The 24440-nt window shown below is 55.8% G+C and carries 26 protein-coding genes and 1 pseudogene; 5 read left to right on the top strand and 22 right to left on the bottom strand.

The annotated features are described in order from the left end of the window. Window positions 1–28 precede the first annotated feature (28 nt). Together ACW9IN_RS20900 and ACW9IN_RS20895 are read left to right on the top strand one after the other, a co-directional pair. On the top strand, window positions 29–529 hold the full coding sequence (locus ACW9IN_RS20900) for a hypothetical protein (protein ID WP_457367593.1): 501 nt from the start codon (window positions 29–31) through the stop codon (window positions 527–529). Beyond that, the gene (locus ACW9IN_RS20895; RefSeq protein ID WP_016978902.1) at window positions 526–2268 is read left to right on the top strand and encodes a UvrD-helicase domain-containing protein; all 1743 of its coding nucleotides are present in this window, start codon (window positions 526–528) and stop codon (window positions 2266–2268) included. The genes ACW9IN_RS20900 and ACW9IN_RS20895 overlap by 4 nt, the downstream gene beginning before the upstream one ends. Before the next feature lie 229 nt (window positions 2269–2497). On the opposite strand, the gene ACW9IN_RS20890 is transcribed toward ACW9IN_RS20895, so the two are convergent. The 5 genes and pseudogenes from ACW9IN_RS20890 to mobH form a co-directional block, all read right to left on the bottom strand. Beyond that, window positions 2498–3139, bottom strand: a complete 642-nt coding sequence (locus ACW9IN_RS20890; protein ID WP_200864542.1) for a restriction endonuclease — start codon at window positions 3137–3139, stop codon at window positions 2498–2500. Window positions 3140–3295: 156 nt separating this feature from the next. Next, window positions 3296–4936 (bottom strand): hypothetical protein, encoded by a 1641-nt coding sequence (locus ACW9IN_RS20885; RefSeq protein WP_457367592.1) that lies wholly within the window; start codon window positions 4934–4936, stop codon window positions 3296–3298. Then, on the bottom strand, window positions 4937–6013 hold the full coding sequence (locus tag ACW9IN_RS20880) for a hypothetical protein (protein ID WP_016978900.1): 1077 nt from the start codon (window positions 6011–6013) through the stop codon (window positions 4937–4939). Window positions 6014–6129: 116 nt separating this feature from the next. Continuing rightward, a pseudogene (locus ACW9IN_RS20875) lies at window positions 6130–6334 on the bottom strand (hypothetical protein). 327 nt (window positions 6335–6661) lie between these two features. Then, on the bottom strand, window positions 6662–8386 hold the full coding sequence (gene mobH, locus ACW9IN_RS20870) for a MobH family relaxase (RefSeq protein WP_095013550.1): 1725 nt from the start codon (window positions 8384–8386) through the stop codon (window positions 6662–6664). Window positions 8387–8606: 220 nt separating this feature from the next. Here mobH and ACW9IN_RS20865 point away from each other — a divergent pair, with 220 nt between their 5' ends. Then, window positions 8607–8804 (top strand): DUF7740 domain-containing protein, encoded by a 198-nt coding sequence (locus ACW9IN_RS20865; RefSeq protein ID WP_177058541.1) that lies wholly within the window; start codon window positions 8607–8609, stop codon window positions 8802–8804. A 131-nt stretch (window positions 8805–8935) separates the two neighbouring features. Here ACW9IN_RS20865 and ACW9IN_RS20860 read toward each other — a convergent pair whose 3' ends face one another. Further along, window positions 8936–9895 (bottom strand): ArdC family protein, encoded by a 960-nt coding sequence (locus ACW9IN_RS20860; protein WP_016978897.1) that lies wholly within the window; start codon window positions 9893–9895, stop codon window positions 8936–8938. 131 nt (window positions 9896–10026) lie between these two features. Continuing rightward, the gene (locus ACW9IN_RS20855) at window positions 10027–10356 is read right to left on the bottom strand and encodes a hypothetical protein (RefSeq protein ID WP_016978896.1); all 330 of its coding nucleotides are present in this window, start codon (window positions 10354–10356) and stop codon (window positions 10027–10029) included. A 456-nt stretch (window positions 10357–10812) separates the two neighbouring features. On the opposite strand from ACW9IN_RS20855, the gene ACW9IN_RS20850 reads away from it, so the two are divergent. After that, window positions 10813–11211, top strand: a complete 399-nt coding sequence (locus tag ACW9IN_RS20850; RefSeq protein ID WP_038848934.1) for a DUF3742 family protein — start codon at window positions 10813–10815, stop codon at window positions 11209–11211. Here ACW9IN_RS20850 and ACW9IN_RS20845 read toward each other — a convergent pair. The 5 genes from ACW9IN_RS20845 to ACW9IN_RS20825 all read right to left on the bottom strand — a co-directional run bounded on the left by ACW9IN_RS20845 (window position 11200) and on the right by ACW9IN_RS20825 (window position 15758). Continuing rightward, complete coding sequence (locus ACW9IN_RS20845) at window positions 11200–12741, bottom strand: conjugal transfer protein TraG N-terminal domain-containing protein (RefSeq protein ID WP_016978895.1); 1542 nt, start codon at window positions 12739–12741, stop codon at window positions 11200–11202. The genes ACW9IN_RS20850 and ACW9IN_RS20845 overlap by 12 nt on opposite strands. 10 nt (window positions 12742–12751) lie before the next feature. Then, window positions 12752–13060, bottom strand: coding sequence for a hypothetical protein (locus ACW9IN_RS20840; protein ID WP_016978894.1), 309 nt, complete (start codon window positions 13058–13060; stop codon window positions 12752–12754). Window positions 13061–13063: 3 nt separating this feature from the next. Continuing rightward, window positions 13064–14446, bottom strand: a complete 1383-nt coding sequence (locus ACW9IN_RS20835; protein ID WP_025999944.1) for an integrating conjugative element protein — start codon at window positions 14444–14446, stop codon at window positions 13064–13066. After that, complete coding sequence (locus ACW9IN_RS20830) at window positions 14443–15399, bottom strand: TIGR03756 family integrating conjugative element protein (RefSeq protein ID WP_025999943.1); 957 nt, start codon at window positions 15397–15399, stop codon at window positions 14443–14445. Before ACW9IN_RS20830 ends, ACW9IN_RS20835 begins: the two co-directional genes overlap by 4 nt. A gap of 104 nt (window positions 15400–15503) precedes the next feature. After that, window positions 15504–15758, bottom strand: a complete 255-nt coding sequence (locus tag ACW9IN_RS20825) for a helix-turn-helix domain-containing protein (protein ID WP_003174132.1) — start codon at window positions 15756–15758, stop codon at window positions 15504–15506. Window positions 15759–15926: 168 nt separating this feature from the next. On the opposite strand from ACW9IN_RS20825, the gene ACW9IN_RS20820 reads away from it, so the two are divergent. Continuing rightward, the gene (locus tag ACW9IN_RS20820; RefSeq protein ID WP_038848938.1) at window positions 15927–16199 is read left to right on the top strand and encodes a LasR-specific antiactivator QslA; all 273 of its coding nucleotides are present in this window, start codon (window positions 15927–15929) and stop codon (window positions 16197–16199) included. 134 nt (window positions 16200–16333) lie between these two features. On the opposite strand, the gene ACW9IN_RS20815 is transcribed toward ACW9IN_RS20820, so the two are convergent. The 10 genes from ACW9IN_RS20815 to ACW9IN_RS20770 all read right to left on the bottom strand — a co-directional run bounded on the left by ACW9IN_RS20815 (window position 16334) and on the right by ACW9IN_RS20770 (window position 24195). Beyond that, a complete protein-coding gene (locus ACW9IN_RS20815; RefSeq protein ID WP_016978890.1) occupies window positions 16334–16606 on the bottom strand; it encodes an HU family DNA-binding protein in 273 nt (90 codons plus the stop codon). A 124-nt stretch (window positions 16607–16730) separates the two neighbouring features. After that, window positions 16731–19481, bottom strand: a complete 2751-nt coding sequence (locus ACW9IN_RS20810; RefSeq protein WP_177058539.1) for a conjugative transfer ATPase — start codon at window positions 19479–19481, stop codon at window positions 16731–16733. Next, window positions 19481–19897 carry a TIGR03751 family conjugal transfer lipoprotein gene (locus ACW9IN_RS20805; RefSeq protein WP_038848940.1) on the bottom strand — a complete coding sequence of 139 codons (417 nt, stop codon included), beginning with the start codon at window positions 19895–19897 and terminating at the stop codon, window positions 19481–19483. Before ACW9IN_RS20805 ends, ACW9IN_RS20810 begins: the two co-directional genes overlap by 1 nt. Then, window positions 19860–21377: a TIGR03752 family integrating conjugative element protein gene (locus ACW9IN_RS20800; RefSeq protein WP_016978887.1), complete on the bottom strand. Its 1518-nt coding sequence runs from the start codon at window positions 21375–21377 to the stop codon at window positions 19860–19862. The genes ACW9IN_RS20805 and ACW9IN_RS20800 overlap by 38 nt, the downstream gene beginning before the upstream one ends. Beyond that, complete coding sequence (locus ACW9IN_RS20795) at window positions 21367–22179, bottom strand: TIGR03749 family integrating conjugative element protein (protein WP_016978886.1); 813 nt, start codon at window positions 22177–22179, stop codon at window positions 21367–21369. Before ACW9IN_RS20795 ends, ACW9IN_RS20800 begins: the two co-directional genes overlap by 11 nt. Continuing rightward, a complete protein-coding gene (locus ACW9IN_RS20790) occupies window positions 22176–22817 on the bottom strand; it encodes a PFL_4703 family integrating conjugative element protein (RefSeq protein WP_016978885.1) in 642 nt (213 codons plus the stop codon). Before ACW9IN_RS20790 ends, ACW9IN_RS20795 begins: the two co-directional genes overlap by 4 nt. Continuing rightward, window positions 22814–23227: a TIGR03750 family conjugal transfer protein gene (locus tag ACW9IN_RS20785; protein WP_016978884.1), complete on the bottom strand. Its 414-nt coding sequence runs from the start codon at window positions 23225–23227 to the stop codon at window positions 22814–22816. The genes ACW9IN_RS20790 and ACW9IN_RS20785 overlap by 4 nt, the downstream gene beginning before the upstream one ends. Window positions 23228–23234: 7 nt before the next feature. Next, window positions 23235–23606 (bottom strand): TIGR03745 family integrating conjugative element membrane protein, encoded by a 372-nt coding sequence (locus ACW9IN_RS20780; RefSeq protein ID WP_016978883.1) that lies wholly within the window; start codon window positions 23604–23606, stop codon window positions 23235–23237. Between the two features lie 17 nt (window positions 23607–23623). Beyond that, window positions 23624–23863 carry a TIGR03758 family integrating conjugative element protein gene (locus ACW9IN_RS20775; RefSeq protein ID WP_016978882.1) on the bottom strand — a complete coding sequence of 80 codons (240 nt, stop codon included), beginning with the start codon at window positions 23861–23863 and terminating at the stop codon, window positions 23624–23626. Then, window positions 23860–24195: an integrative conjugative element protein, RAQPRD family gene (locus tag ACW9IN_RS20770; RefSeq protein WP_025999942.1), complete on the bottom strand. Its 336-nt coding sequence runs from the start codon at window positions 24193–24195 to the stop codon at window positions 23860–23862. The genes ACW9IN_RS20775 and ACW9IN_RS20770 overlap by 4 nt, the downstream gene beginning before the upstream one ends. Window positions 24196–24440 lie beyond the last annotated feature (245 nt).

Raw genomic sequence — 24440 nt, 5'->3', positions numbered from 1 at the left:
CTAATTGGCCTCAGTTTAAGGCAAAGAGGTGTCTACGAAACCCGGGGCGATTCAAACCATTGAGGACGATGAGGGTAAAAAGACAATTGTTCCTTACTTGCCTCATCAAGAGAGCTTTATGGCAGGCAGTAACCATGCCCTCAAGCTTATTCCGATCATTGCAAAATCCGAGTACGGAAGACTTTACGCCGGTAAGTACAAGACCTTCGAGTATGACATCGCCCTCGAGAGCAACAACCTGAGCAGGATGTTTGCAGTCGCCGCGAATCATTGGCCCACTCAAGGCACTGTCAAAAAGGGACTGGACGAGGCATCGGAATTGAATTTTGGCGACATGCCGAACGCTCAAAAGGCAGAGTACGCTGGGCAACTGCTGGATCGCATCGACTCTGATGACATGGGTAAAGGCCTCTATGCTCAAGTCCTGGCAGATGCCTTAGCGGAAAACTTGGAGGATTTCGTGGTGCCCGAATACATTCGTGCAGCCATCCTCTGGGCTTGTGAGGCACAGCCAGAGGGCGCCGAATGACGTTCCCCACCGATGAGCAGCGGGCTTATATAGGCGCTTCGCTGGAAGAGAATATCTACCTAAAGGCTTGTCCGGGAAGCGGCAAAACTGAAGTCCTTGCCGCCATGGTGTGCAAGTCGATTCAGAAATGGCGGCGGTTTCCATCCGGAATCGCTGTGTTGACCTTTTCCAATAGCGCGACTGATGAGTTGAAACTTCGGCTCACCGAACATTTGGGAGAGCCACTGGCACATCCCCATTGCGTCTCTACGTTCGACAGCTTCCTTCTCACCCATATCGTGGCAAAAATAGCGAGTCAGATAACAGGTTATCCGGGGAGGGATGGTGACTATCGCATCCGGCTCATCGATAAGACAGCCAACATTTTTCGCACGAAGACCAAGATATGTGGGAGGACGATTTCAGCGTGCAAATATGACTACGACCTGGACAGTAAGCGCTTCGTGTTCGCTACAGGAGAGCTGACGGATGTCCAGCTCAATGCTGCGGAGCTGAGTGCTGAGACCAAGCAGGATCTGGTCGATACCAAAAAGCGGTTTTGGAAGGGCGGGTTCGCAACCTACCGGGACATCGACATGATTGCCCTCATGGCTTTGAGAGGCACTCAGTTCGAAGAATATCTCGCCAAAGTCGTTCGCCGGTTCCCTATTACGGTCGTTGACGAGTGCCAGGACCTGTCCGCGGAGCAGTTGGACATTGTCAGGCAATTAGCTAGGCGAGGAATGAAGTTTCATTTTGTGGGTGACTTGAATCAGTCTATATACGGGTTCAGAAAATCAAATCCAGAGCGCGTACGGAAACTGCTGGATGATCTGCAATTCACTGAGTACGAACTAACTGCCAATTGGCGAAGCGGCCAGGCGATTGTCGATCTTTGCAGTGATCTGCTGAATGTCGCAAAAAGTGCTGGCAACCCAAACATCGAGCCATTGAAGCCGAAGCTGATTCAGTATCAGCAGTGCCCATCGGAGCTAACTCCCCTGATCATCGCCCTTGCTCAAGGCTATCAAGATGTGGTGATCGTTGCTCGGGGGCACAGCACACTCCAACGTTTCTCACGCGGTGGAAAGTTCAGTGTGTTGGAAGACTTGGCTTTGTCCTGTGTATCGATCGAGAGCCAAAACCTAGAGGAGGTGAGGCGCGCACTGAAGTCTTTCGCAGGATGGTTGGCTTTCAAGCTGAATCTCGAAGTCACTCCCGCGAGCCTCTATTGTCCGATTGAGATAGAGTCCAAGCTTGCGTGGCGCCGATTTGTTTTCAATTGCCTCAAATACCTGAGTGTTTGTGGGGCATCAGATATTGGTCTGACTTGGAAGCAATGGGCAGCACTCGCGAAACGTGCGATTCGGCAGATCCCTGACCAACCTTTCGCGTTGGAAGCTATCGCTGCAAAGCTTACAGGCCTTAAGGAGGTAAGCTTAGTCGCACCAGCGGGTTTGGGGTCCCAAGCGCTATCCGCTCGACTATCCATGGCGCATCAGCAACCGGCATCGACACGCCGCTACGCCACGATCCATCAGGTGAAGGGTGAGACTCATGATGTGACTGTTGTTGTCTCGTCGCTCAAATCGGGTTCCCAATCGCATTGGAAGGATTGGCTTAAAGATCCGCTTTCAGAAGCCGCGCGTTTTGCCTACGTCGCTAGCTCCAGGCCTCGTCACCTATTGATTTGGGGCGTGAAGGTGCTGAAACCCAACGAGAAACAGCGAATGGTTGAGCTCGGGTTTGATATCTGTTGAAAGGTATCTGTTTTCGAGTGATAACTAGAAAATGGAGTGTGCACGAAGCCGGCCGAATTCTCAGATGGTCATACTGTTATCGGTGAGTGACTTCATCGTAAAAATTACGGGCGCGCCTACGTTTCCAGCGCAATGGATGGCATAGAGTAAAGGCGGGGGCGAGGTTCCTCCGCCGAAATTTTTTAATGGTCGTTAATCCATTTCATAATTTCATCAAAATCTGCAAGTGTCATGTCCCAACTGCTGGAAATTTCATTGTCAACAAAATCTCTAGCGTCTTTCGTAAAAAAGAGGTTGTTGCTATGACTGTTTTATTTGGTCCTTCTTTCATGTTTTTCACGCCATGTAGCGCTCTCACAACTTCTACACCGACTTTGTTGTCTTCCGCATAGCGTTTGCATTCAATAAAGTATTTGTTTTTGATTCCAAGTTGGTCGGTGGATATCGCAATAATGTCTTTTCCGCCATCTCGAGTTCTTTTGGTAAGCTCAACTTCAAAACCTTTTTTTCGAAATATTTCCGCGATCAACTCTTCGAATTCACGAGGTGATATTTCTCTTATTAGCTTTGGGTTGCTTTTAAGTGTCGTGATCAGTTCGGGGATCGATTGCCAAAGCAAGTCGAGGTCATCGGCTTGGTAGAACTCTTGTAAGTACTCAATTCTTGGTTCGTTTAAAGTGTTCGCGCCAGTTGAGTTGTCAATGATGAAATTTAGGATTTCTGACGGGTATTCTGATGCTTCAAAGTTTAATGAGATATTGTTTCCACATTTGGCACAGGATAGTTCGCAGATAAGCTCGTAGATGCTTTCGGCTCCCATTGATCTTTCGGAGCCGCCTGTGCACTCAATGCTGAAGTCATCAATAGGCATGGTGTTTTTGATTTTGCACTTATGACATTCGTACTCAATATCACCGCAAAAATTCCACATTTTTAAATATTTCCTTGGGTAACTCTAATGTTACGTTTTTTTCAAAATGCTCAAAGTGAGCGTACACGACATTAACCGGGATGGAGAAATACATTGTTAATCGGATTTGCCAGGTCGTAAATTGACGCGGCGATCGAGCGCATTGGTAGGCTTGAGTCGATCCAGTTGATTAGTATGTTCAAACGTACCGGGAGACGGTGCGGCCTGTTTATTTACAGGGTTCGGCACTGGTACTTGGGTTGGTGTAAGCGGGAGCGCTGAATTAGACGCTGTTGACGCTTGAACGAAAAGCACGTTTCCTATGACGAAACCGGTAATCAGAAGTAAGACGATGAGCAACCACACCCTGACATAATGTGTCGACTGACTCCTCAAGTAATCCCGGTTGCTGATCCGAACAGGGTTCAAAGCATTGTCAACCTCGGCCAGTTGAAGTACTCCATGGTAGTTTCGTTTTAGCAACTCTTCGATTGAGTCGAACGCCCTGTCAAACTGGCTGAGCGAACTGGAACGCGCACTAAAAACCCAAATGCTCATTAATAGGCACAAGATAACCACGACCCAAATGTAGGTCGAGGAGAATATCGCGCTGGTACTGGTGTCTTTGAGACCGTTGACTACCACGACGGTTAGCACAAATGTTAATAATACAAATATACCATTTTTAAGCGAGTCGATAAACGAATCAACGAGGTCATGGGTTTTTTTTACTGCATCGACGAGGATATCGGTGATCTTGCCCTTTACTTCAAGGTAGCTTTCTACGTTTTCTTTTAAATAAATTTGATAGTTTGAGTGGATCGCGTGAATTATTTCTGGATGATTGGATAGGTTTTTCAATTCGGTTATATACAGCGACAAGACATTGCGGGCGAGTCCGATTTTGTCAGCGTTTCCACCATCTCCGTAAGCCCAAGTTACCAATTTATAGAGTATGTCGGATCCTTCGGTCAAGTCATCTAGTGGTCCCGTTCCCGCTATTGTCTTGTATCCACAAATACGATATTCGAGGTGGTCCTTATCATCTAACTCTGCGGAGCTGGCAATAAATATCGCTGAGACTAGAGTTCGCGCTTTTTTAAAGAAATTATCAATGCCTCTCACACCGGTTGCTGTCGTAAGATTGAAGTCCTGCGGCACAAAAATGCCCGGCAAGGTTCTGCTAAAACAATTGTCCTGGAAAATTTCGAAGACAGACTTCCGGTTGATCTCCTGCTGTTGGTCACCGGTATTGGCTGCCGTATCCGCAGAACATTGAAACGAGATGCTTGAACTGGTAGCCGCCGCGATTGGAGCAAAGCATTCAAAAATCAGTGCACCCTCCATGCGTCCAGCCAAAACTTTTAATACCTGGAGAGTAGGGGTGCTTTCTAAGTAAGCGCCGAGCAAGGCCGGTGCGTATAAGGACAGTCGTTGATGTTGCACCGTTTTATGTACGATGAGCTCCACTGACATGCGGCATGTGTCATCTTCGTCATTCAGTTCGAAGAGCTCGTTTACGCGCGCGCAGCTTGCTTCGGAGAAGTCCGTTACACACCTTGAGTCCTCGTCGTATCCGATTGTCAGGGAGAACCTGTCACGGGGCGAAATCTGCAGTCGCCAGTACTTAAACGCATCATCTACTATGTCTCGAGCTTTAGAGATAGTGCAGAGCTCACCAGCGTTAAGTCTGTATTGGTCGAGCCGTTCCTCTGCTGATGAAATAGTTAGGCGAGAGGTGAAAAGGCTGCTGAGCATTTATTTCAGGTCCCAGGGCTTTTCGGTGAAGATTCCTGCAACATTAGGTGCGTCCAGCACCAAGACTGATTGGCCCGCCGGAGTTTTCGAATACCAGATCTTGTCGGGAAGATCAGGAATATCCTCGTCGTACGCCACACTGATTTGATCGGAGACTTTGATAGTTTGACGGCGAAAGGGTACTGCTGACGGGACTAGAGTGAACTGCCCATCAAATTTTCGTTTTTCCGGAAGCGAGCGTAACGTGGTCACGAGGTTTGGCAGCTCCTCGGCAAGTGTGGTGCTCAGTGGAGCATAGCTGGCAAACGTTTTGGTCACGAAATCATCGAAGTTCAACGTTTCGGTCTGCTTAAATGCCGCGATGGTGGCGTTGCGGAGGATCGTATAATCGACCGGCGATACACTCTTGACCTTGCCAAGTGTCTTCACCACCCACTTGACAGCGGTTTCGGTATTGAGCGCATCACTGCGTAGCTGTTGTAGCTCCAGCACCTCCTTCCACCAGTAGGTTGACGGTCGGGAGTGCGTGTCAAATACGAAGACTTGTTCCAATTTTCCTTGGGCATCCATGCTTACTTTGCAAGCCTTGTAAATTTTATTGGATTCACCAAGGCCAATTTTTTGTTTCAGATCGGTTTCATCAATAAATCGCTGATGCTCGATCTTCACCCCTAAGTAGGATAGCGAGCCTCCATCTACATAAAGGAATTGGAGAAAACTCCCTTTATTGAGAAGCCCCTTACCTGACCTATCCAGGTGCCCATAACGCTCTTCAGTATTTACTTCGATGCGCAGCAAACGTTCGGCTAGTGTCTGGGTCTCAGGCGCGGTTACCAGGTCTTTGCTGCCGAAAAATGCATTCAGGGAAGTTGCGAATTCGGTTGTTGGACTGGCCAATGTGTACAGGCGGTTCTGCGGACGCCCATGAATTTCTAATAGCAAGGCGCTCAAATAGGCTTCGAGATCTGCTTTATCTACGGGAATGGCAACGGAATTACATGTCTCAGTCTCGATATCGAGGTGATGTAGGCTTGTGCTGAGAATTTTGGCCTCGAGCACCGAAGCGATTCCATTCATGATTTTTCCTTCTGAAAACAAAGTGCGCCAATGTAATGTCTGATCCTAGCGCTTTTGCCAGCGGTCAGCGATTACATTTTGATATCACTTGGAAATCATCCCTGATTGATCCGGGGTCACGGTGGCGTAAGTAGGAGCGCAAGCGTCATCTTTATGAACTCTTCGTTGCGGTCAATCGCGGCCAAGGCGCCGCGAACGTTGTCGGCTACCTCTGACGAGCCGCTCCACCCAATTGGAAAGCTCCAGAATCGCCGCTTCAAGGGCGAGCTGGTTTTCGTTAATTTTGACGAGCAGTGAAGGGAGCAGGTCTGAATTTGGCATCGCGAATCCTCCGTGAAGAACTCGGCGTAGCAGTCGAACGTTGATAGGGTGATTTACTGCCGCCCCTTCCTATACAAGGGTCGATTCCCCAAGACGACAAACAAAGAACCGGTGGTGCTCGTGACAGGCCTGTGTGAAAGCCTGCTCAAAAATTGCTACAAGGTGAAGAGATAAAGTAGGACAGGCTAGGCGAGCCGGGGCTGCGGTGGATCCAATCCATCATGGACGCAATGCACCACCCACGATGGGTAATAAAGCGGTGTAACAGCGAGTCACTCCAGAGTCAGCTCTGCGCTTCGGTCCCCATTAGTGGGGCACTCTGGAAATTTAATCTTTTTCGATTTTAAGAAAGGGATTATCGGGCGGTATCAATTCAAAAAATAGCTTTGGATCCTCAATCAAATACCCCTTCAATGTGGTTTTTTTCCTAGGGCCTTGTACTTGGCAAATCCAGATGTTTAGACCGTTGCCTCGCTTCCTGTGGACCTTCAGTTTCTCGAACTGCTTCTGCACCCAGCGCCATTCTTCACCTTCGTGCTCGGCACCCTGTGAGATACCAGGAAACTCCTGAGCGTAGCGTTGGAAGAGGCCAGGTGTTACCAGAAACACAATGCCGTCCACAGTGTGAACCTTGGCCTTGCTGTCGTTGATGATCAGCTTATGACTTTGAATGCCTTCCCTGACCCAATTCAGGAAAACCTGACCAGGGTTATCCGTCGAGGGAATTGAGATTTCGAGAGTGCTTGCTGACGATGCGTCGCTGAGCTCAGGCTCTTCCCGCTCGAACATGTCGAGCAGCGTTCCGAGGTAGTCGGCATCCTCCATCGCAATGGGATCTGGCTGCGATGGGCTTTGAGTTGATCTTGTATTGACAGCTTTGGGTGCTGGCGGTGATACCGGAGCGTCAGTCGAGTGGTTATCGACTGCCATGCTCACCGTTCCGCTGAAAGCCTCGGGGCGGTCTTCGCTCCCCCAAATTAAAGCCGGTTGGATGCGCAGAAAAGTAAAGGTTTGCTGCCAGTTCCCTTGTGCGACAAGAGCGGTCCAGATGGCTTTGCCTGCCGGGGTGGACTCGACCAACCCATGCGACTGGAGTTCGTCGAACACCGCGATGTTGGAGAAGGGAATGCCCTCAATCGATTGCGACAGCAGATAGGCTCGCAGCTTGTCCGTGACCGTCTTGCTGACGAGCCAGAGTGCGTCCTGGGTCAGCCATCCTGCGGCACCTGGCTGGTTGAGTTTCAGCTCGTGCTGAACCAGATGACGCAGTCCGCTGATCAAGTGATGTTGCAGCGAATGAATCGGGGCCTGCAGCGCCTTGCTTGGGTTGCCACCGATGTTTTGCGCGGTGGAGACACGGTCGGCCTGCATCACCAACTCACCGAGCACGCCAGCACGTTCGTACTGACCGGCCAGGACATACAGCAGACTGGCCCATAGCGGCGGAAAGCCACTGAGCCAGTCCAGGATCGTGCGGTCGAGAATCTGGGTGTAGAGCAAGCCTGCGGCGGCGCCGTGCAGGTGATAGTCGCGGCCTTTGAGGTAGCGAAAACGGTAGGGTTGATCCAGGGAACCCTGCCAAGGATGCCAAAGACGGCCATCCTGGCGTTCGACCACCAGGTCCACGGCGATCTTCCCGATGTCATGCAGCAGCGCGCCATAGGCGATGCCCGCCGACCACGCGTCGGTCTGGGCCGCCTGGTCTTCGGGCGCGGCGCCAGTGGGAAGCAGATACGACTGACGCAGTTTCAAACTGCAAGCGACCAGTTCCAGTCCATGGTCGAGCATACCGCCGAGATACGCATGGTGGTGGGTCTCGCTGGCCGGGAGTTGCTGGACCTGTTCGGCGTAGCGATGGATCGGATTTAAATAGAGCTGGATGAACTGCGCGTGGGAGAGGGCGGTGTACTGCCAGATGCGATCGAGCAACTGGCGGCGGTGCTCCGCAGCTAACAAGCTGTGAGCCGACTCGATGGGCAGGTAACCTTCGGCGACGTTGACGGTCAGTGGCGGAGAGGGCTTCTGCCTTTTGCGGCGAAACAGGCTGAGCATCGTGACCTCCGGGAAGTGGCTGGGTCAGTGGCCTTTTAGCCTTTTCGGATAGGGCTCTTACCCTTGACCCCCCATTCCTTTCCAACCCTTACCGTCCTTTTGGCGCGTGTCCCTTTGCGCGGCAATCGGAATATGGATACTGCTAGGCATCGTTTTGTTGGGGCTAGTACGGAAAAGACAAGAGTCGGTACACTGCGGTGCCTATTTTTTGGGTCTTGCCATGAACCTCACTGACGCCACGCTCGTGCTGCTGCTCGCGGCACGTATCCATGGGACCGACGAAGCCGTCCGGGCCTCGGCGAAGAGCGTGGTCAAGAAGTTGCCGCGCAGTAAGCGTGATCTGATCTACAAGGTAATCGATAGCCGAAGTCCGCTCGAGCTGATGGATTTTCTGGCGCAGAACCTGGATGCGGAATGACAGGCTGCGAGTGTGTGCCCATCCCTGACTCTTTGCATCAGAGCCCCGCGGCATGGGGATTTTTCTGGGCGCAGAAAAAGGGCCCAACTCGCGTTGGGCCCTGTGATGCGATTGCAACGGTGAGTTAACGATCAAACTCCATCGTTCATGCATCGTGAGTCATCCATTACCATCTGCTTCAGCTGCTGCTCCAGGTTGAGTACATGCTCCGAGGCGCTTCGGGCCAGACCACTGGCGCGAAAGATCGCGCGTTTGTCAGCTTTGAGCAGGCCGAGCCAGGAGTCGATGTAGCCCTCGTGCCGCAGCTCCCCCTGTATACCGGCGTAGGCACATAAAAAAGCAGCGCCCATCTCGGCGATCAACTCCTCAAACGCGTAGCCTGGCGAGCCGAACGGACAGGCTGACGTCATGCCTTCGCGCTGCAACCGAGAGTGATGCCCGGTCCAGTGCGTCAGCTCATGAAGTGCCGTGGCGTAGTACCCGCCTTCATCGTGAAATTGTGCTTTTGTCGGCAGTTGGATGAGATCCCTGATCGGGTGGTAAAAGGCTTCGTCGGCAGGCCGATGAACGATGCGTGCACCTGAACTTAATAGCAGATTTTCCGCGGCGCTGTTGGGCTGGAAGGGATCACTCTGTTCCGTCTCGAGCAGGGTTTCATTGAGCATTTCGAGCCCCTCCGTTTGCTCGATGTTGAACAGAAAATGTGTCCTGAGAATGCCGAAGTGAGCGACCTTGGGCTGACCGTTTTCATCGAGTACGGGTTGGCCTGACTCGGTCTGTTCCTCGCGCTCCATCGGCTTGTAGAGCACCGCCAGAGTGCTGTGCTCACCCTTACGAATGTGCCCACCGGTCTTTTTGGCTTGGTTGAAGGTCAGCCAACGATCTTGAGTGAACCCCTGCAACCTGGCCTCGGCCCAGAGCAGCGGTAAATTGATGCCCGAATACGGACGTCGTGTGATGGCGTTGACGGGGTAGGGTTGATGACCGATGTAAGCGGAGCCACTTGAGGACCAGGGTTTGATCCAGGGAGCAACGCCTTGGTCTAACGCGGTAACGATCTTGTCAGTTACGTCTTGGTAGATATCGCGCATGGCAATTTCCTCGAGAGAAAACGGAGGAACGCCTTGCCCGTCGGGGGAGGGTTCCCCGGTTGGGTGATGGGTTGGATTGATGCAGGTCTTGCATGCCGCCCGAATGTGGAGGTGGGCGCCGCCCATTGCGCTTAGCGCTGGTGTTCTCCTGCAAGCGCTATCAGCAAGGCGGCAGGCTGACCCGGTTCTTGGAGTAGGCTCAGACTCAATTGCAGCAACGGGTCGTGGTGTAAGTGATCGGTTGGTTCAATGTGGATTACCTCGAACAGCACGTAGGGCTTGTGTGGATAGGCCAGGTGGGCTTCGAAGGCTGCGCGCAATACGTGGCTCAACCGATCGACCTGCAGCTTCTCAGCGTGATCGGATTGCTCGAGCAGTACTGCGCGTTGCCACGCGCCAGGGGTGAACACGATGGGCAACCGAAGGGTGTTCAGTGTTTGCGGTGTAAGTGAGTCGGGCATGGTATGTCTCCGTTGAAAACGCGAAGAAACCTGCCCTGTGCGGGGAAAGATTTCCCCGCAGTGGGTTGAAGAAAATCAAGAGGGCTTATCTCACGAGCAGCGCTCGAAAGGCGCTCAGGAGAGCAGTAGGCGTTCATCACCGTAGCAACGGTCACCGTGCGAGCCACCGAACGCTAATCGCACTTGGGGAGAACCATCATCGAAGTGACGGAGCCTTGAAGGTTCTGGCTACCTGGGAAAGTGCTGTCGATAACAGCGATCCGTACCTTGTATTTAGCTGGACGATTTATCTGGGTCAATCACTGTAGATAGGCTTTTTCACGGGGCTTGTCTTCTGTCTTCCAGTGAAGATTTTTTCGGCTGGGCAAACTGATAAACGGTCAGGCACGGACAGTTTTCAGTAGTAGGCTGTTACTCCTGTCTCAACCATGAAAACGCTCAGAAGAGGGCGAGAGCATGCCGACTCAGCAACCTGTTCAGAATTCACGTGGCCACAGCTGGGCGTACGCATGTGGCACGTCGGTAAAGCGTGGTTATCGCAAATTGAAAGCGTTTGAGTCCCGCCTGGCTGAGCGTGCGGTGACGGCAGGTATGCCCGCAGGTAAATTACTTGTTCGCGGGAGCTTTCTGATTGCCAAACTGGCATTGATCGGAGGATTGCTCTTTGTCAGTGTTTGGCTGGTTACTTTTTTTGTGATGATGCTGGCTGTCATCACTTTGCTATGGTTCAGGGCTTTTGTTGGTTCCGATCATCAAGAGGAAAGTCCAGGACCAGACTACCTAGGTGCTGATCTCTACATCGGTGACTTCGATGACAATGGGCATTATATAGGCGACAGCAAGTCATCTAATTGAACGTTTAGCAGCACCCAATATTTGATCCGTACCTTTGCTCGCTGAATCACTTGCGGCTTTGCTACCGTTCGCCAACATGCCCTGAATCCCGTTGCCGACTGAATATCCTGCCCAGCTCATGGCCCCTAGAAACAGCATTGGTAGCACGATGAACATCGCCCCCATCACATACTCGATCACCTGTGCCGTGACGGTTCCATCCATGAAGCCGGATGTGGGCAGCGATAACAGCACTTGATTGGAAGCCGAAACCTGGTTGTACAGCGTATCGAGCATGCTGGAGTCGACCCAGCGAGCGAGTTCCCACCAGAAGCTCAGCATGTGTAAGGTGAACAGCGCGAACGTCACGGTCATGACAGTTTTCAACTGGTAGGTACTGACCAGCAGGATCAGCGGCAAGCTGATGATGACGCCCATGATCAGGAACGCCTGCACCATCGGCAAGGCGGCGCGTAGTGCATTCATTGCCGGGAAGTTGCTGAAGGAACCGAGGGCCAGCCCGGTATTGGTGGCTAGGTTATTGAGCCCCTGATTGATCGAACCGCCACGAGCGCTGGAGCCGTAGTCCTGATACACCTGTCCGGGCGACATGGACATCGATTGCTGGCGCGGGCTGACCAGCTCGCGCAGGGTGGCATCCTCGATCTCGTTGCTCGAACGCCCAGTCAACCAACCTTTCAGCTGAGTCAGCAGCGAGGGGTCGACCTGCTCGATCAAGCGCTCGCGCAAGCCAACACCGCTATCACTCCACCACTGCTTGCAGGTGGGGTAGCCCGCGCCATTCTCCAGCCGCGGCAAGGAAACATCGCGGTTGTCGTCATACGGCCAGCTGACTCTCGGTGTGCGTGAGCGATCCGTATCGTAGTAGCCGGGTGTGTCGAGAAAATAGCTTGAGCCGATCCAGGAGGCGTCGTGACTTTGTACCTTGTCCAACAGCGGACGGTTGGTGAATAGCCGAGAGCGGGAATAGCCGTAGCAGTCGCGAGTGAAATCGGCGACTTCCTGCAGCAGTACCTGACTGTCGATACGCGAGCTGTCGATCTCCATACGCATTTGTCGGATATCCGGTGTGCAGGGAATGGAAGCGGTGGCCGCCGCGGTTACCCCTTTGCTCAAGGCATGCACCAGAAACCACCAGATCGGAACGTTGGCGGAGCGTTCGCCGATGGTATTGAAGGTCGTCCCCCAGGCGGTTTCCGTCGGTTGGGCCACACTCACGCCGCAGCGCTGGCTCGCCGCATCATCGAACGTCATTGACGAGAGGCTCAACGGAAAGACCGGCGCGCAGCCGAACAACACCACGATGTAGGCCAGCCACAACCGGTTCTCGATCCGCGGAACTGAGAGCAGTCCCTTGTTACCTTCATCCGCGCCTTGCTGACGGGCCGATAGCCATTCCTGCAAGATGATCGCACCAAAGGGTGCAGCGAATAGCCCGGTGTCGGACAGGACGCTCCAGAGGCCGTTGTTGATGATCCAGGACAGCAGGGAGAGGTAAAACTCCAGGTAGCTGTTGGTGCTCATGAGCATGGTGGTGACCTCACAGTCGGGTGAGTTCGACGCAGGTAAAGAGCACGAGCCCTAATGTCCCGATGCGTTTCACGCGCAGTCGATCCTGTGGTCGATATCGGTAGCGCCGAAGCAGATCCCACCAGAGCGCAAAGAGAGCGGCGTAGAGCAGGGCGCGCCACCACCGCAGATAAGGCCGTGCGGATTCGAATGCCTGCTGCCAGACCTCGACACTATCCAGCGCAGTGCGGCCGGTCCAGGCGACCAGCGCGACGGTCAGCATCATCACTGCGGCAATCCCCAGACCTGAAAACAGAGTGAATCGCGGTGAGCGTTTCATGGCTCACTTGCGCCTAGCGTCAGCATCATTGAGTCGGCCCGGCTCAGGATCTCCTTGCTCGACGGTACGCGAAGCATCGGCACCACCGGCATGCCGATCGAGCACCAGGCTGGCGGTGTTGGTGGCCAGCATCTGCCTGACCTGCAGTTCGGTCTGCAGCAGGCGTATTTCGCGCTCCAGAGCGTCGATGTTTTTCGTCAAGGCGGTTTGAGCCGGCTCGGCGGAGGCGATGTTCGGTTCGTGACTGCCCGCCAGCAGCGTGCGCAGCAGTAGCAATGCCTTGTCGAGTACGCTGGACAAGGCTGTCTCGCTGGCCAGGCGTCGCGCCAGCAGATCCTGGTCGGGATCGTCGCGCAGGGCTTCAACCACACCACGGGTCACCGGCAGCATCGGGCTGGAGGCTTTAGTCAGATTGTCAGGGGTAGGCGGCAGAGAGCCCGACAGCAAACCTTGCAGGGCCTTGAGGCGTTCGCTGTAGGCCTCCTGGATCAGCGGCGTCAATCCGCTGCCAGCGGTCGCACGCAGGGTTTCGCAGCTGTCGCAGGTCGCGACTTCGCTCTCGCCCAACACGCGAACAGCCCACTCAGATTCTTCCTGCGGTGAGGCCCAGGTCTGACAAATAGCCCCTCCCAGGCAATCACTGCTACTGATCGAGGCACTGTCATCCACCATACGGTTATGCAGCAGGTTATAGCCTGCACGGACCACGTCGGCGGTCACCCGAATGGGCGTCTGCTCATCACCACCAGCCTTTGAGCCGCCGACCCAGGCCACCCCATTGTTGCCGTTATGGGCCTCGGTGTTTTTCACTGCTGCCACCGCATCACCGCCGGTTTGCTCCAGATTGCCCTGCATTTCCTGGTTCTTGGCCAGCGCGCCCCAACTGGCTTGACCGACCTTGTCCGCCATCTTCTCGGCCATGGCCTGGCAGGTCAGCTTGGAGCGGTCGAAGTCGATACGCCCCTGCATCACCCCGTTACTGAGCAACTCATAGAGACCAGGGTTGGCGCGCTGGATGATCAATGCTGGCAGAGACATCACGGCTTGGGTCGCGTTCTGCACGATGCTGCCCATGATCTGCTGGAAACCTTCGGTGGCACCGTTCAGTTGGTTTTGCAGGGTGTTGGTGAGGCTCATGTTTCCGCACATCATGTTCGCTCGCCATGACCCGCCGACTCCGAGACCACTGGGTCGGTAGAGCGAACTCGGAGAGCCAACTGCCGAGCCGCCACCAATGGTGTACATCACTCGGTCGTCGAGTACTTCGCCTTGAGTGCCCAGGCGGTAATCGCCCTCGGCAGCGTGGGCATGTGTGGCCATGACGAGCAGTCCGCAGAGCAACAGACTCATCACGCCCAACCATGGTCGTGCGAGAAGCCGACTCATGAAGCACCTCCTTCGAAGTCGATGCTGAACAGAAAGGTCTGACCTTCACGTTTGCAGCAGCTATAGGGACGCCACAGCGACCAGGCGTATCCTCCATCCGCACTCTGTACCGGATCGCTGGGGAAGATGGCACACGTAGGCTGAGTCCGAGGGTAGAGCAATTGCCATTTGTGGGTCGAAGCGTCGTTTTCAACGATCGGGCTAGGCGGCCAGTAGCCGTCGCGTTTGGCGGGCGTGAGGGGTAAGTACACATGCGGTTGCCCGTTGCGGGTAATCACATCGCCGGCCCGTTGCGCCATGACGGCGGCCGCCTTGAAATCGTCGGGCTGTACCAGAAAGCCCTGCCGGGGATAAACATTGCCCCACATGTTTCCCGAAGCCGGACGACCGACTTCACGGGTCCCCGGCATGAGCGACTCGGGGTAGAAGCTTTCCGGGATGCCATGACGCCAGGCCAGTGAGTCCAGGGTGCTCAGGTAGTAGGGCATGACCGCAGTTGCGCCGCTGGCGCAGGCGTAGCCGGATTGCGAAGCCAGTTGCGTTGCGAGCCAGCCACCGGGGTGGCCGATGCCATCGACGTTCTTGAAGCGGGGCAGGTTATCGCGGTGGGTGTTTGGGGTGATCAGGTTGCCGCCACCTTCCGCACCGCTGACGGGAGAGGAGAGGGTGGCCATCTCGGTCCAGGGGTTATTGCCCGTGGTGGAGTAGCTTGAGACCACGAGTTCAGGAATGAAATGACGCACCTTGGTCGAGGTTTTGACCGTACAACCGAAGGGCGTGCAGAGGAGCCAGAAACAAATGCCGACGACCCTGTATTCGAGACAGTTTGGAGAAAGCACAGAGGACGTGATGCTGCCGCTGTCCAGCGCCACGCTTGGGCCGCACGTCAGCAGGATGCTTAGCGCTAAGGGCCGTAACTTTGTGGGCGGGATTGACGAGCAGACAACAGGCATGATCCAGGCTCTCGGTGTATGCCTGGGCAGGTTCGGTTAGAGACTGAAGACTGTCAGTGGAAATTATGAAGGCGGATCTATCGGGTTTGTGAGCAGTGAGACTATTATTTGACGTGAAGGGCGCTGCGCAGGATATCGGGTTCCACAAGTAACTGATCTGCGGTAATTTCGAAAATATTGGCGAGCTTGCACAGGACTAACAGCGACGGATTGCCCGTGCATCGTTCGATTTGACTGACGTAGGTGCGATCCACCTCCGCCATGAGCGCGAGCTGCTCTTGGGTAAGGTTCTTTACGCGCCGCATCAAGCGGATGTTTTCCGCCAGCTGCAGACGAAGTTGTTCGTAGTCTTGAGTCATGCGCGCAAATTGCGCCTTGAGGGACTCTCAATCCACGGGATATAGTCTACATTGACATTGATCTAGCCATTTGGTGTTCAGGCCTGTTATCGAGCGTTCATTTGGTGTCGTTAAGATTTCGAGGCTGGGTCCAGCGTCTAACAATAAAATCAGAACTCTAGGGTGTGTATGGACGAAAACTACATTTCAATTCCCGCGGCGGATGGTTGTCCAAGTCTTCTGACACCTTGGGGCAACGAATTTGCTCCGATGATCGAACGTGGCGTGCAATGCGCTCAGGTTTGGCTTGATACGCCCGGCGAGATTCCGCTGTGGTGGGAGCTGGCGCAAACACGTAAGACCTTTCCTGTCGGTGACTGCCAGGATGCCTTTGAAGCCGGATTCTTGTTGAGGATTCAGCAGCGGCTAAGCGGTGTGTCACCCAGCCCCAATCAAAGCTGAGAAAAACGACGTTTAAGACGCGTTCATACTCATGGCTAAACGGCTTCCGGAGTTCAGCAAGCAAGCGTTTCGGCTACTGAAGCCCCAATACCAGCGCCCTCGCAGAGTTGGTATTGGGTAATCGCCACCAACGTCTAGTTAACCGCGTCTTTCAGCGACTTACCGGCTTTGAAACTAGGCGTCTTCGCGGCTGCGATCTTGATGGTGGCCCCAGTTTGAGGGTTACGGCCGTCGCGCGCTGCACGCGCTTTCACCGTAAAGGTACCAAAACCAACCAAGGTGACGTTCTCACCGCTTTGCAACGCAGTGGATATGATGGTTGTGAGGGCTTCCAGCGCGCGTCCGGCAGTGGACTTCGGAAGGTCGGCGGAGCTCGCTATGGCCTCGACGAGATCGTTTTTATTCATGTATGACTCCTTCTGCTGGCTGAATGGTGACGAGTAATTTACTCAGATAGTTCGGGCATATCCAGCACAAAACCGCTCTCCAGCCCTGTGTAGATGTAACGCTATTGGGGCTTCAAATCGATACTTACCTCCAAATTCCACGGGCCTGGTCAATGCGCTCAGCTACCCGAAAAGCCGCCTCTAGCTCTGAACACTGGTATTCCTGCATTAAAGTCCAGCGTTCGGCCTTCTCCTCCGGTTCCGTCATGGCCAGGGCGAGATAAAGACTGGGCGGCACGGCCCGAAACAGCGTTTCGAGCTTCTTCGACAGCACGACCCCTTCGGTGAATTTACCCGGCTCCTTGCTGGCAGAGAGCAACAAGGCTTTTTGCGCCGGTGAAAGCTTCTTGAAGCGAGCAATCTCTTCGATTTCCGCCGGCGGCATGTTCAAACAAATCCACCATTCGATCATGTTGAGCATGGTCTGCGCGGCCGTGGGAAAGTCGGCAAGGTTTTGCGTCGCCAGCCAGAACCAAGCGCCGAGCTTGCGCCACATCTTCGTGCCCTTGACCACGAAGGGCGCCAGCAGCGGGTTTTTGGTGATGATATGGCCTTCGTCGGTGACCATGATGATTGGCCTTCCCAGGTACTGGTCGCGTTCGGCTAGGCGGTTCACGGTGTTCATCAGGCTGATGTAGCTGATGGACATCTGCGCCTCGTAGCCTTCGCGAGCGTAAGTGGCGAGATCGACAATGGTCACATCGCTCTCGGGCCAAGGCGTGCCCTCGCGATCGAACAGTTCACCCTCGAAACCTTGGCAAAACAGGTCGATGGACTCACCCATTTCCTGGGCACGCTCGCGACGCTTCTCCGGCAAGTGTGTGTCAGCGGCGACGCGCAGTAAGGCGTCGCGCACGTTGCGGGTCAGTACCTGGCGACCCGCCGCGACACAGGTCTGCGCCGCATCAAGAATGCACTCGCGGATCAAGCTGCGATCGGCTCGACTCAGGCGCGCCTCTTCCTTGGCCTCGCCGCCGGTGATCATCAGGCGAGCGGTGATTTCCAATTCGCCGAGAACATCGCGCTGGTCTTCCCGACTGGCTACCGCCTCATCGTCCAGCTCATCGATCGATAAACTCGCCACCTGATCCGGTTGCTCGACCAGGCGCCAGGCATCGGCAAAGGGGGCGAGACTGACCGAGGCGCCAGGTTTCAATTGGACCTTGTTGACGGAGAGGCCTTGTGTCGCGAAGTAGTCTCCCTGCAAGCCGAATGAGTTGCCGGCCTCGACGATAAATAAGCGAGGGCGGTACACCGCCATGACCTGCATCAGCAGGGTGACCAGGGTGGCCGACTTGCCGGCACCGGTGGGGCCGAACAACAACAGATGGCCGTTCATGGCACGGTCCAGGCGTGACAACGGATCAAAGCTCAACGGCGAGCCACCACGATTGAACAGGGTGATCCCCGGGTGGCCGGTGCCCGTGCTGCGGCCCCACACCGGAACCAGGTTCGCCAGGTGCTGGGCGAACATCAGGCGGGTGTACCAGTTGCGCGTGTCGCGGGCCGGGTTGTAAGCCATTGGTAACCAACGCAGGTAACTGTTGCAGGCGGCGACTTCATCGCCTTCACGTACCGGTTGCAGGCCCGCACCCAGTAGTGCGTTGGCCAGGCTGACCGAGCGCTGGTGCAATTGCTGTTCATCGTGACCGCGCACGTAAAATGCCAGGGTTCCCCGGTACAGCTTGTGCTGGCGGCCGATGATCGCGCGAGCCTCTTCAACATCCTGGCGGGTCTGAGTCGAGGCCAGGTTTTCACCGATGGCTTTGCGCGCTAGGCGGTTCAACTGCTCTTCGAGCACATCCTGTGGTTTGACCACCAAGGTCAGGCTCATCACCGTGCCTTCGGGCAACTGGTCGAACAGGGCATTCACCGCGTCACCCTTGCGGGTTTCTCCGGTGAGTTGACCAATCAAGGGCGCTCGGCGCAGCTTGTCCACTACCATGACCCGGTGGGGCTGATCGTCAAAAAACCAGAGTCCGCGCTGCACATCCGAACGCGGCTCATTGAAAAATAGCCGCTCGGCGAAGTCATGGTCGAAGGGCAGTTCCAGCGACTCACCGCCGCCCGACTCCGGATAGGCCACGCGGCGGTAGAACTCCTCGGGCGATTCATCGGTGAGCGTGGGGGCTGGATTGAACCAGGGCACTAACCAGGCATACAGACCTCGGCCATCGACTCGCGTCGATTGCACCCCGCACGCCTGCAACGAAGCCGCGATACGTTCGCAAGCCTGTTGCAGGGCTTGCACCGGGGTGAGTCCCGTCTCCTCAGCGTCAGACTCAAGCCAGCGATAGACCACCAGGCGCACCCGTCGGTTATTGCCGCGCCAGGGGAGGCGTGTGACGACCTTGTCCTCAAACAGCCCACCCGGTTTGGCAACGGCCTTCAGATGACGGCGAGTGAGTTCTAGGCACGCTTCCGTGAAGACCGTCCCTCGCGCGCTGTCCTGGATATAGCTAGTGAGCCGGTTCAGATAAGGGGTGAAGTCGTTGTCGTCCTGGCAGAAAAACTGCGCCACCCAAGGCGCTTGATCCAACTCATCAAAACTATCCTGCAGGGCGTCTTCGAGTGCGTCGCGGGCGGCCATCAACCAATCGGGTTCGCGCCCTTCAGTGCCGATAGGCAGCAACTCGAACACCGCACCCACCGAGCGATTGTCATCGAGCAGAAAACACTGTTCGGTGTCGAGGTATTCGACCCACGGCAGGTGATCGGTGAAGCTGGGGTTGTGCGCGTACAGTGCGGCTTCATCAGCCAGGGTGGCGCGAGGGCGCAATGGATTGCGCCAAGTTTTCCACGCAGCAGTGCGGTTGCCCGAATCGCCAGTACGCACTACAAGTCTTCCTGACGTTCACCCGGCAATGCGTACTGCACCCGTTGGTAGAACGGAAAGACAGTCGAGTACCCTGGGACCGGTGCCTGCTCGGTACCACTCAAATGCGGATACACGTACAGCACCAGATCAGGATTGGGCAGGCGAGGGAACAAATTTTGGATCTCGTTCGTCGCTGTGCGCGTGTACGGTTCTTGGCGATAAGCGGATAAATTCGCCTGGGCGAGCGGACGGCGTAACTGCTGCCGAGCATCCAGTAGTTGCTGCTGAGTGCCTTGCGAACCGGCGCTGTTCCAGATGTCCAGCATGGTTTGCTCGCCATGGGGCAGTAGTGTCTCCTTGTCGGTGGAACACCCCGTCAGGACCCAGCAGAACACGCTAATCCAGGTCAGGCAGGGAAACATGGTCTTTTTCATGGCGAACGCTCCGGCCCTTGGGCTCGTAGTCGATGGTGATCTCATGGTCGAGGTGCAGTGCGACCTGTGCGGCCGGTGGCACGTACACGGCAGCAAAGGCCTCGCCATACAGCTTGTTGATCCACTCGCGGATGTCGCTGACCCCACCACTGAGGATTGAGTTCAGCGCGCTGTTGCCCGTGCTGCTGGTGACCCCGAGCGTACTGCCGCCCGAACTGATCACGCTGCTGTTGTTCTGCTCATCCCCGAGCAAGGCGGCGACACCGGTGCCGGCCGCAGTGATCAGGCTCTGGCTGCCGAGGTACTGCTGGGCGTTCGAGCGGCGCTCGCCAGCGATGCACGGGATGCCATACGGATCGGACAGATAACCGAGTCCACCGCGGATCTTGTCGGTGTTCGAGCTCTGGGTGGTGGAGGCATTGCGGCTGGCTACCGCCTTCGGCTGAGGCACAGTACGGATGGTGCCATCGGTAAACACAAAGGTGATTGACTCGACCTGTCCGCGTACGCAAGACAGGGTCCAGTCCCCGGACGCCGTGCCGCTCATCACGGCCCCCGCGACGTCCGGCAGGTCGATGCCGTTGGCAGTCAGGTTCTCCGGGCCGACCAGCACCTTGAAGGGATAGGGGTCATTCACGGTGCCGTCCACCGGGACTCGGCCGATCAGCGCGGTCATGGCGACCGAGCCCATCAGCGTCGCGTTTTCGGGGATCGTGTAGACCGGCTTCGCGCCTTCGGTACGATCCACGGATCTCGTCAGGTCACGTTCACCCTGGATTGCTGCACGTAGTTGTTTCTGGCTGCGATCAATGGCGTTATCTTTCATGCCTTCCAGTGAGTTGAAGGTAGTAGGCAGACTCAATGCTCGGGAGGTCTTGGTTTTGCCTTGGGCATCTGTGGACGGAACGTCCGAGGGTTCAATCCACTGCAGCGCATCATTGGTAGAGTGTCGCCCTTCAAACTGAGCGCCGTCGTCGGGCTCAAGCCCCAATCCGATCGGCATGTCCTTGCTTTTGCCGGTCAGCCCCGACAACTGTTCCTGCAATTGCGTCAGCAGGCCGCGAGCCTGACGACTGTCTTGTTCCGCTTTGAGTCGGGCCTCGTTGACTTGGCGGCGGCCTTCGTCGACCTGCTGGGTTACGCTGCCAAGCGCAGTCTGGATACGCGAATCGACACTGTTTTCCCGCTCGCGAAGGCGGTTGTTTTCCGTCTGCAATGAGTCATTGTGTTTCTTCAAACCGAGCATGTCACTGCGCATGGCTTTCACCTGGCCGACCAGGGTGGCGACCGTATCCCGGGGAGTATCGCCAGCAATGCCGAGCGACTTGGCTTGCTCGGTGGATAATTGAAGGTTGTCCTGATCAACTGGGTTTTCTGGAGAAGGCGTGCTGCCACCCGCGACCCAGGTTTTCAGGATGATCAACACCACGGCCAGCAGCGCAGCCGGTACCAGCCATTTGAGCAAGGCGTTAGCTTTCATCGTCCGCACCTCGATCAACGGGTGAGAGCAGCACGACGTGCTCGAGGCCGGCACCGCGAGTGACGAGGTAGGCGATCGTGGTGTCTTCAGCACTGCCGACCGGTCCGAGAAAAACATGCTGGAAAGCCGCAGCGAACAGCTTGGCCTGAAGCCGACGCGGATCGAGTTGTACCGTCTCTGAACCACGATTGCGCAACTTCACCGCCGTCACCCAGTAATCACCGAGCCGCCAGGCGGCGATAGGTGTGCTGGATACGTTTTCGGTCGGCAGCAGGGTTGGCAGTTCGGTGCGCAGCTTGAGCGATACGCGGCGTACGCCGGGCAGGGATTCTACAGTGCGCAGCGGCGCGTATAGGCTCTGTGCGGCGTAGCGCGTCAAAACGACTGGGATTGGCGTACGATCTGGAGCAGGGACGGTGCTAGATTCCGTCTCGGTAGTCTGCACCGGAGCATTTTTGAGAATACGCACGGGCTCCAGCGGTTGATCGCCGGGTGTGGCCGCGATATCTAGAAGGATGATCTCGCCCGTCGTGACTGATTGCAGTTGCAGTCGGGTCGGTGCAATGGCTTCCGACGCGCGCAGGTACAGCGTGCCACCAGTTGATTGCACGCGCAGCTTACCTGTCAGGGTTGAGGGCACGCCGACTCGAACATCCTCATCGATAAAGACCACTCGTTCCTGATTGATCATCAGAGGGATCGCGAGGGGTAGGCGTTCCCAGTGCATCAGCTCGACGGCCTGCGCCGCAACTCCCCATAGCATCATTACGACGGTGAGTCCCAGGGTAGACATCCGCTTCATGGCTCACCTCCAGGCAGGGAGATTTTTTGCGGAGTGCCCTGATAACAATCGAGTGCCAGTCCCCACTTGTTGCGTTCGGGATCAAGATCAAAACGCACCACGCGTAATGGATAACGCACCACCACCCGCTTCACCGGTTCGGCGGCGTAATACTCATCGGCGTTGAGGTCGAGCTTGACCAGCCAGCTGTCGCGGTCGAGTTGCTTGACCCTGAGCTCCGGATCTTCGCTGTAACCTCGGCCCAGAATTTCGTAGACGCCACGCACCCGCTGGCGTAGTTCGCCGGCGGCCTTGCGGTACTCGTAGTCGCCGTCGAGGAAGGCCTTGCAGGCGGGGGTCAGGTAGGACTGCAAGCCATAGATGGCGCGGCGATAATCCTGCTCGCCATCCGAGGGCCAGCGGTTGAGTTGGCCAAAGATGTAGAGGGCAAAGGCATAGACATTCTCTGAGGGGATATCCCACCACTTGCGAGTGCTGCCCGAACGCAGATCCGGTGGTACATGCACGGTCAGATCGGTCGGTGCCGAACGCCAGCCGTACCAGAGCCCGGCACAGACCAGGGCAAGGATCATTACCGCCAGGCGCAGGCTGAAGATGTGGGCCTGTTGGGCATCGACCTTGTTTCGAAATCGGCTCATGACTTCCACCGAGACAGGGCAGGGCGCAGTCGACGCGAACGGCGAACCGTCCAGGCGCCGGAGTGGAGAATCAGACTGCCGCGACCCAGGCGCCAACGGCTGGCGAGTATCCATTCGAGTTTGCGGTACAGCCAGGTCTCGGGGCGGGCCCGTTTGGCCCGACGCAGTAGTGTGCCACCGGCAAATAGCACCACCGTCATGCCTGCGATCATGCTGGTCGGCGCTACGGCAATGGAGGCGGTGGCGATCACCAGAGGAACGCCCAGCAGTAGTCCAATGATTGCGCCGGCACCGAGCGCCATCCACATCTCATCATTGGTCAACCCGCGCAGTACGGCGGGATCACGATTGAGTCGCTCCGGCAGAAAGACCAAGGTGCCGTCGGCAAGGCGTTCGATAGCGTTGTTCATGCCAACCTCACAGAATCGCGGCAGCCTTGGTCAGGAACCAGATGATGATCACCACCAACAGAGCACCGATACCGACCACCGCACCCAAGTCTTTCCAGGTCTTGCGTTGGTTCTGCACGTCGGCATACACCGTCAGCGAATGCCAGGCCACTCCTAAAAAAGCGAGCAGGGCAATCAGCAGACCGAGCAGGATGCCGCCGTCGTAGGCGTAGTTTTTGATCGTTTCGATCAACCCGGAACCTTCACCACGAGAAGGTGCTTCCATGGTGGGGAGCTCGGCAAAAGCCAGGCTTGGACCGAGCACCAGGAGCAGCCCGATCAAGCGCTGGCTGGCACGATTACGCAGGTTGTTTTTCAGGGGGGCAAGGCACTTGAGCATGATGGTGATCTCCGGTGTTAGGACAGGGTGAAGAACATCAGAACCAGCAAGGCGAGCAGCACGCGGGCGGCGCTGCCGCCGAAGGCTCCAAAGCGCACACTGCCAGTGGCCCAACCTCGGTAAGCCGTCCACATCACCCAGGCACACCAAAGCAACGCCAGAACGAGAACCAGGGACTGCCACAGCGTCGAACTGCTATGCGGCGAGAAGCCGGAAGCGTTTTGAAAGGCAGCGCTCTGCGCGTCGGTCATGCTCATGGCGACGGCTCCGTGGGCGGCGTGTCGAGGCGGTAATCGCCGACTAATTCACTGGGATCTCGGGGCTGAGCGCGGGAGGGAGACAGGTAGCCCTGCACTCCGTGGCGGATGCGTTGGATGTCTTGCGACAGACGGGGATAGTCGAACCGATAGCGCTCGACTGATTCAGCCGTGTTGGCTGTCTCGGCCCGTGTCGCAAGGCGTTCGATAGTGTCGAGTTGCTGCAGAATTAAACTGAACTGATCTTGCTCATGAGTAGAGGCGGCATAGCTGCCCCTATGGAACGTCATCAGTACGACCAGTGGGCAGATTCTGAAAAATTTGGTTGACATGTGGGTAGCCCATTTGGAGATGGAGCCAGCATTCAACTAACCTCCAGGGCTCAGCAGTAAGAAATATGAAACACGCTGCGTCATTTATTTCGACACAGCTCTTTGGGGCACCGTATCGAAGGCTATAAAAACGGAAAAGTGACGCGATTACACTGCAAGCACTGTCTCGATTGCTCATGAAAAACGATCGGTGGCCGTTAACGTTTGATTCCGCTAACAACGTCGCTAGCGGGGCGCAGATAAGC

The sequence above is a fragment of the Pseudomonas sp. SDO5271_S396 genome (assembly GCF_054071795.1).
Note: the sequence above shows the minus strand (reverse complement) of the source record. Positions and strands in the feature narration are given on the sequence as shown.

Coding starts and splice junctions, on each gene's coding strand:
- ACW9IN_RS20895 (WP_016978902.1), top strand. CDS start 526: ATGACGTTCCCCACCGATGAGCAGCGGGCTTATATAGGCGCTTCGCTG.
- ACW9IN_RS20890 (WP_200864542.1), bottom strand. CDS start 3,139: ATGCCTATTGATGACTTCAGCATTGAGTGCACAGGCGGCTCCGAAAGA.
- ACW9IN_RS20885 (WP_457367592.1), bottom strand. CDS start 4,936: ATGCTCAGCAGCCTTTTCACCTCTCGCCTAACTATTTCATCAGCAGAG.
- ACW9IN_RS20880 (WP_016978900.1), bottom strand. CDS start 6,013: ATGAATGGAATCGCTTCGGTGCTCGAGGCCAAAATTCTCAGCACAAGC.
- mobH (WP_095013550.1), bottom strand. CDS start 8,386: ATGCTCAGCCTGTTTCGCCGCAAAAGGCAGAAGCCCTCTCCGCCACTG.
- ACW9IN_RS20865 (WP_177058541.1), top strand. CDS start 8,607: ATGAACCTCACTGACGCCACGCTCGTGCTGCTGCTCGCGGCACGTATC.
- ACW9IN_RS20860 (WP_016978897.1), bottom strand. CDS start 9,895: ATGCGCGATATCTACCAAGACGTAACTGACAAGATCGTTACCGCGTTA.
- ACW9IN_RS20855 (WP_016978896.1), bottom strand. CDS start 10,356: ATGCCCGACTCACTTACACCGCAAACACTGAACACCCTTCGGTTGCCC.
- ACW9IN_RS20850 (WP_038848934.1), top strand. CDS start 10,813: ATGCCGACTCAGCAACCTGTTCAGAATTCACGTGGCCACAGCTGGGCG.
- ACW9IN_RS20845 (WP_016978895.1), bottom strand. CDS start 12,741: ATGCTCATGAGCACCAACAGCTACCTGGAGTTTTACCTCTCCCTGCTG.
- ACW9IN_RS20840 (WP_016978894.1), bottom strand. CDS start 13,060: ATGAAACGCTCACCGCGATTCACTCTGTTTTCAGGTCTGGGGATTGCC.
- ACW9IN_RS20835 (WP_025999944.1), bottom strand. CDS start 14,446: ATGAGTCGGCTTCTCGCACGACCATGGTTGGGCGTGATGAGTCTGTTG.
- ACW9IN_RS20830 (WP_025999943.1), bottom strand. CDS start 15,399: ATGCCTGTTGTCTGCTCGTCAATCCCGCCCACAAAGTTACGGCCCTTA.
- ACW9IN_RS20825 (WP_003174132.1), bottom strand. CDS start 15,758: ATGACTCAAGACTACGAACAACTTCGTCTGCAGCTGGCGGAAAACATC.
- ACW9IN_RS20820 (WP_038848938.1), top strand. CDS start 15,927: ATGGACGAAAACTACATTTCAATTCCCGCGGCGGATGGTTGTCCAAGT.
- ACW9IN_RS20815 (WP_016978890.1), bottom strand. CDS start 16,606: ATGAATAAAAACGATCTCGTCGAGGCCATAGCGAGCTCCGCCGACCTT.
- ACW9IN_RS20805 (WP_038848940.1), bottom strand. CDS start 19,897: ATGAAAAAGACCATGTTTCCCTGCCTGACCTGGATTAGCGTGTTCTGC.
- ACW9IN_RS20800 (WP_016978887.1), bottom strand. CDS start 21,377: ATGAAAGCTAACGCCTTGCTCAAATGGCTGGTACCGGCTGCGCTGCTG.
- ACW9IN_RS20795 (WP_016978886.1), bottom strand. CDS start 22,179: ATGAAGCGGATGTCTACCCTGGGACTCACCGTCGTAATGATGCTATGG.
- ACW9IN_RS20790 (WP_016978885.1), bottom strand. CDS start 22,817: ATGAGCCGATTTCGAAACAAGGTCGATGCCCAACAGGCCCACATCTTC.
- ACW9IN_RS20785 (WP_016978884.1), bottom strand. CDS start 23,227: ATGAACAACGCTATCGAACGCCTTGCCGACGGCACCTTGGTCTTTCTG.
- ACW9IN_RS20780 (WP_016978883.1), bottom strand. CDS start 23,606: ATGCTCAAGTGCCTTGCCCCCCTGAAAAACAACCTGCGTAATCGTGCC.
- ACW9IN_RS20775 (WP_016978882.1), bottom strand. CDS start 23,863: ATGAGCATGACCGACGCGCAGAGCGCTGCCTTTCAAAACGCTTCCGGC.
- ACW9IN_RS20770 (WP_025999942.1), bottom strand. CDS start 24,195: ATGTCAACCAAATTTTTCAGAATCTGCCCACTGGTCGTACTGATGACG.